Consider the following 4,025-nt stretch of genomic DNA (forward strand, 5'->3'; position numbering starts at 1 on the left):
AGCAATCGCTTAATTTATAATACAATTACTGGAGACCTATTTTTTGATGGGGACGGGACAGGTACAATAGCAGCCATTCAAATTGCAACTCTTAGTTCTAAACCCACTCTTACCGCCTCTGATATACTTGTATTAGTTTAATCTTAATACAGCTTGTAGGGTGCGTTAGGCAGCTCATGAACCCAACAACCGTCAATACCTAGAAAACGGGTTTCTCGGAGAAACCTGTTGTCTGGACTTTAAGACAAAAAACGTTTCGCTGACAAACTCTATAAAGAACGTAGGTTGGTTTGAAGCATGAAACCCAACGCCTGCTCATGTTAAGCTACCGCTAACTCATCCTAAAAATAATTGTGCCTCCCTAACAATTAATTGAGATTACTTACTTACAAGCCCAAAATATGATATAGATATTTCTATAAAATTGAGCTGCAGCCTTTCACTGATTACTGAACACTAAAAGGTCTCCTATCTCAACTAGAAAATTAATTTTTCACGACTACTTATAGTTAATCATGTATTTCTGGCAATTTCGTGTTTATCAGCGTCCTTTGCTGCGTCCCCTACAAACCCATCACAGACTATGGCAAATTAGGGAAGGAATTATTATTCGCTTAGAAGCTGAAGATGGACGTATTGGATGGGGAGAAATTGCTCCTTTACCTGAATTTGGTTCGGAAACATTATCGGCAGCAATATTATTTTGTCAAAGTCTCGAAAATCCCCTATCAATAAATTCAATTTTTTCTATTCCTGAACAATTTCCCGCTTGTCAATTTGCCTTTGAATCAGCTTTAGAAGATTTAAGTATAGAAAATCAATCAATAGAATTAGAACCGAAAAATTATAGTTATTTATTGCCCACTGGTGCGGCAGTATTTCCCTGTCTGGATGATATTTTAGCCGCCAATCAAACTAATACTTATAAATGGAAAATTGGAGTCAATTCTCTCAAGCAAGAGTTAAACTTATTTGAAAAATTAATTACCCGATTACCCAGGGAAATTAAATTGCGTTTAGATGCCAATGGGGGATTAAGTATTACTGACAGTAGAATCTGGTTAAAAATTGCCGATGAATCTAAAATAATTGAATTTATCGAACAACCTTTACCCCCATCTCAATTAGCGGAAATGTTGCAATTAAGTCAAGATTTTACCACGGGGATTGCTTTAGATGAATCGGTGGCCAATCTTCGACAAATAGAGGAATGTTATCAACAGGGATGGCGGGGAATTTTTGTGATTAAACCTGCTATTACTGGTTCAATACAAGGGTTAAGAAATCTCTGGGGAAAATATCCCTTAGATTTAGTATTTTCCTCCGTTTTAGAAACTAATATCGGCAGAAAATCCGCTTTACGTCTAGCCCAAGAATACCCCAGAAAGGAGCGGGCTTTAGGTTTTGGTGTGCAACAATGGTTTAATAATAGTGACCCCGATTGGTTAGAAAAACTGTGGAAGACATCAGCAAACAATTAGCATATCTCAGTCAAAAAGATTGGTTATATGGATACAATAGCCAGAAATTTTATCAATTATATCATTCCTATTCTCGGCAATTTATCGCCGCAGATAATCCTCGATTAACTATACTTCTGTCCGAAGGCAATCCCATTAAATTCTTAGCGATATTCTTGGCTGCCGTCAGTGCCAAAAGTTGCCTATTTCTAGCTAATCCCGACTGGAAAACTAACGAATGGCAACAGGTTTTCTCTCTGATGCAACCCGATTATATTTTGGGCGAAAATATCAAGGTTTTTAACTATAATTCTCCTCCTGTCAATCCTGGGACTAATTCTCTGATGATACCCACGGGAGGAACATCGGGAAAAATTCGCTTTGCTATCCATAACTGGTTAACTTTAACTGCTTCTGTCAAAGGTTTTTCTGAATATTTTCAAGTCAAGCAGGTTAACTCTTTTTGCTTACTGCCCTTATATCATGTTAGTGGTTTAATGCAGTTTCTAAGAAGTTTTTTAACAGGGGGATATTTTGCTGTTATTCCTTACCATAAAATCAAGCAAAAGCGCATAAATACTCTCAATCTTCAAGATTATTTTATCTCCTTAGTTCCCACTCAATTACAATTTTTTCTAGAAAATGATCCTCGATGGTTAGCCAATTTTAAAACAGTTTTACTAGGAGGTTCCCCTGCATGGCCATCTTTACTAGAAAAAGCTAGAGAATATAATATTCCTCTGTCTCCCACCTATGGAATGACGGAAACTGCCTCACAAATTGTCACTCTTAAACCAGAAGATTTTCGACGAGGCAATAATAGTAGTGGACAGCTATTACCCCATGCTCAGATAAAAATTAATCCCGATAACCAGAAAATTATTATTGAAGCGAAATCTTTATTTTTAGGTTATTATCCCCATCTTAATCAAGCAAGCTACTTCGAGACCGATGATTTAGGTTACTTGGATGAAAGTGGTTATTTATATATCATTGGCCGCGATAGTCAAAAAATAATTACCGGAGGAGAAAATGTTTATCCTTTTGAGGTAGAAACTGCCATTAGACAAACTAATTTAGTTAAAGATGTGGTGGTTTTAGGATTGCCAGATTCTCGATGGGGACAGGTAATTGTGGCTTTTTATGTACCCGTCAACTCTCAGATATGCCAGACAATTATTCAATCCCAGATTAAAGATAAATTAGTCAATTATAAACTGCCGAAACATTGGATAAAATTACCAGAGATACCAAAAAGTCTCCAAGGGAAGATTAATCGAACCACTTTAATTAAATTAGCTGAAACTTGTTTTGACACCGAGTCAAACCCCGGACGATACTTATAGCAGTTATCTTAATGGTGAGTTATGAGATAACCACTGTCTTCTATGCTGGTAGTTAAAGGATGAAAACGAACTCGACGCTTTTGCTTGTCGTAAAGCATAGATAGTATCGGCAGCCAAATTTTCGATTTCAAAGTCTGGCAAAGTTCTAAATTCTTGTTTTTCCTCCGCTTCTAGGGGAGGTTCTCGGAAAAAGAATAAAGCGAGAGGACGTTTATATATTTCTGCTAACTTTTCCAATTGACTATAAGCAGGAAAGTCCTCTCCTGGCTCCCATTTCTCGATAACAGAAACATCTTTTTTAAACTTGACCGCCACAGACTCAAGAGAATATGTCGCCCTTTCTCTTGCCCACTGGATTATCTTGGGATTAATGCCTGTCAGTTTGTCGCCTATCAGTTCATCTTATCATCAAGAGATAGAGATTTCTAGCTTAATTGAGCTACATAATAGTTTATTTGTACTATATAATTACCCAAAATAGAGACAATGTACTGAGTTCTGGATAGGTCAGCGAGGGATTGATAACTTTTTCCTATATAAAAAACCAGTGAAAAGCTTGACATTGGCCAAAATCCCCGGACAATGTTAAGTTAAATTAACCAATAGCCAAGGCTTGTATTTAAGGAAAACCCCTTATGGTAGCAACACCAGTTCAACAGAAATACGACATTAAAGATATTAGTTTAGCCCCCATCGGCAAACAGCGCATCGAATGGGCCGGTCGGGAAATGCCAGTTTTGCGTCAATTAGCCGAACGTTACGCCATCGAAAAACCCTTTGCTGGACTGCGTTTAGTCGCTTGCTGTCACGTTACCACCGAAACCGCTAATTTGGCAATCGCACTAAAAGCCGGTGGCGCCGATGCGTTACTAATTGCTAGTAATCCCCTTTCCACCCAGGATGATGTGGCCGCTTGTTTAGTCGCTGATTACGGCATCCCCGTTTATGCAATCAAAGGGGAAGATAACGACACCTATCACCGTCACGTTCAAATCGCCCTCGATCATAAACCCCAGATTATCATCGATGATGGTTGTGATGTAGTAGCCACCCTAGTTAAAGAAAGAAGTCACCAATTACCCGACATTATCGGTACTACCGAAGAAACTACCACCGGTATCGTCCGTTTGCAAGCCATGCTCAAAGCCGGGGTGTTATCCTTCCCCGCAATGAACGTTAACGACGCAGAAACCAAGCATTTCTTTGATAATCGCTACGG

3 protein-coding genes and 1 pseudogene are annotated in these 4,025 nt (G+C 38.6%); 3 read left to right on the top strand and 1 reads right to left on the bottom strand.

Translation table 11 applies throughout. The features are described from left to right. Positions 1-515: 515 nt before the first annotated feature. Both PX484_RS15330 and PX484_RS15335 read left to right on the top strand, forming a co-directional pair. Positions 516-1,481, top strand: coding sequence for an o-succinylbenzoate synthase (locus PX484_RS15330; RefSeq protein ID WP_287668211.1), 966 nt, complete (start codon positions 516-518; stop codon positions 1,479-1,481). Next, positions 1,457-2,806 (top strand): 2-succinylbenzoate--CoA ligase, encoded by a 1,350-nt coding sequence (locus PX484_RS15335; RefSeq protein WP_287767485.1) that lies wholly within the window; start codon positions 1,457-1,459, stop codon positions 2,804-2,806. Before PX484_RS15330 ends, PX484_RS15335 begins: the two co-directional genes overlap by 25 nt. A 75-nt stretch (positions 2,807-2,881) precedes the next feature. Here the strand turns inward: PX484_RS15335 and PX484_RS15340 are convergent. Then, a pseudogene (locus tag PX484_RS15340) lies at positions 2,882-3,199 on the bottom strand (helix-turn-helix domain-containing protein); the annotation flags it as partial. Positions 3,200-3,441: 242 nt separating this feature from the next. Between PX484_RS15340 and PX484_RS15345 the strand changes: the two are divergent. Beyond that, the coding region (locus PX484_RS15345) for an adenosylhomocysteinase (RefSeq protein WP_288104563.1) at positions 3,442-4,025 on the top strand (584 nt) is incomplete at its 3' end.

Origin of the sequence: Microcystis sp. M49636_WE2, from assembly GCF_030065375.1 — a bacterium.
GTDB classification, from domain to species: domain Bacteria; phylum Cyanobacteriota; class Cyanobacteriia; order Cyanobacteriales; family Microcystaceae; genus Microcystis; species Microcystis aeruginosa_C.